Source organism: Hydrogenophaga sp. (assembly GCF_036675665.1).
GTDB lineage: Bacteria > Pseudomonadota > Gammaproteobacteria > Burkholderiales > Burkholderiaceae_C > Hydrogenophaga.
In genome coordinates, this window is the sequence record NZ_JAKFEO010000082.1 from 1 (window position 1) to 2,089 (window position 2,089).

2 protein-coding genes are annotated in these 2,089 nt (G+C 67.1%); both read right to left on the minus strand.

The annotated features are described in order from the left end of the window. The coding region (locus V6M63_RS19715; RefSeq protein ID WP_332744649.1) for an efflux RND transporter permease subunit at positions 1–1,577 on the minus strand (1,577 nt) is incomplete at its 3' end. Continuing rightward, on the minus strand, positions 1,574–2,089 hold a 516-nt coding region (locus V6M63_RS19720), incomplete at its 5' end, for a copper-binding protein (RefSeq protein ID WP_332744651.1). The genes V6M63_RS19715 and V6M63_RS19720, both read right to left, overlap by 4 nt.

The window sequence follows — 2,089 nt, forward strand, 5'->3', positions numbered from 1 at the left end:
TGATAAATCCTGATTAACCAACGGTTTAGCGGGTTGTGCGCCTCGTCGGGGAGGCGCCCGCGAATCCAGTAGCCCATCAGCACCGGCACCAGGGTCACCGAGAGCCCGGCCGCGGCGGCCATGGCATAGGTCTTGGTGAAGGCCAGCGGGCCGAACAGGCGGCCCTCCTGCGCCTCCAGGGTGAACACCGGGATAAACGACAGGGTGATGATCAGCAGGCAGAAGAACAGCGCCGGGCCGACTTCCACCGCGGCGTCGGTGATCACATGCCAGTGATGCTCGCCCTGCAACTCTTCCCCGGGATGGGCCACGCGCCAGGCCTCGACCTTCTTGTGGGCGTTCTCGATCATCACCACCGCGGCGTCGACCATGGCGCCGATGGCGATGGCGATACCGCCGAGGGACATGAGGTTGGCGTTGATCCCCTGGTAGCGCATGACGATAAAGGCGATCAGCACGCCGATCGGCAGCGAGACTATGGCCACCATGGATGAGCGCAGGTGCCAGAGAAACACCGCGCAGACCAGGGCGACCACGATAAATTCCTCCACCAGTTTCTCGCCCAGGTTGCGCACCGCACGGTCGATCAGCTTGCTGCGGTCGTAGGTGGTGACTATCTCCACCCCGGCCGGCAGGCTCTTGCTCAGCTCGGCCAGCTTGGTCTTGACCGCGGCTATGGTCTCGCGGGCGTTCTTGCCGCTGCGCAGTATCACCACGCCGCCCACCGTCTCACCTTCGCCGTCCAGCTCGCTGATGCCGCGGCGCATCTCCGGGCCCAGCTGGATGCTCGCCACCTCGCCGAGGGTCACAGGCGTGCCGCCGGCGACGAGCTTGAGGGGAATGGCGCGGACGTCGTTCAGGGTCTTCAGGTAGCCGGAGGCGCGCACCATAAATTCGGTCTCGGCCATTTCCAGCACGGCGCCGCCGGTTTCCTGATTGGCCCGGCCTATGGCTTCTCGCACCTCGGCCTGGGTGATGCCCTGGCTGGCCAGCCGGAGTGGGTCGAGCACCACCTGATACTGCTTGACCATGCCGCCGACTGTGGCCACCTCCGCGACGTTGGCCAGGGTCTTCAGCTCGAACTTGAGGAACCAGTCCTGCAGCGCGCGCAGTTGCGCCAGGTCATTCCCGCCGCTGCGGTCCACCAGGGCGTACTGGTAGATCCAGCCGACCCCGGTGGCGTCCGGCCCCAGGGCCGGTTTGGCGCCGGCGGGCAGGCGTCCCTGGAGCTGACTGAGGTACTCCAGCACCCGCGAGCGCGCCCAGTAGAGGTCGGTGCCGTCCTCGAACAGCACATAGACGAAGCTGTCGCCGAAGAAGGAGAAGCCGCGCACCGTCTTCGCCCCCGGCACCGAGAGCATGGTGGTGGTCAGTGGATAGGTGACCTGGTTCTCGACTATCTGCGGCGCCTGGCCGGGGTAGGGGGTGCGGATGATCACCTGCACGTCGGAGAGGTCCGGCAGTGCGTCGATCGGCGTGCTCTGCACCGACCAGATACCCCAGGCCGTGACGAACAGGGTGGCCAGCAGCACCAGGAAGCGGTTGGCCACCGACCAGCGAATCAGGGCGGCGATCATGGCTGGCCCCCCAGCTTCTCCAGGCGCTCGACCAATAAACCAGCGTCGGTCTGGCGCACCGCCACGCGTACCTTATCGCCGGCCTTGAGCCCGAGCAGCAGCGCGGGATCGGCCAGCGGGAAAGTCATGGTCATGCCGGGCATGCCCAGGGTGTTGAACGGGCCATGGGCCAGGGTCACGCCCTGGTCATCGAGCGCCACAATCTGCCCCTCGGCCTGATGCAAGGCGGGCGTTGCCGCGGCCGCCGGCATTGCCATGGCGCTGGCGACTATGCCCTTGAGGCTGGCCTCGGAATCGAGCAGGAACTGCCCGGAGGCGACCACCTGCTGGCCTTCCTCGAGCCCTTGCAGCACCGCCGTCTTGCCCTCGGTTTCGCGGCCCAGCTGCACCTCCACCGGCCGGTAGCGTCCGCCGTCTTCGGCGAGCATCACCAGGGCGCGGCGGCCGGTGCGGATCACCGCCTCGTTCGGCACCCACAGCAGGCTCTGCTCGGTGGCACGGCTCAGGCGCAC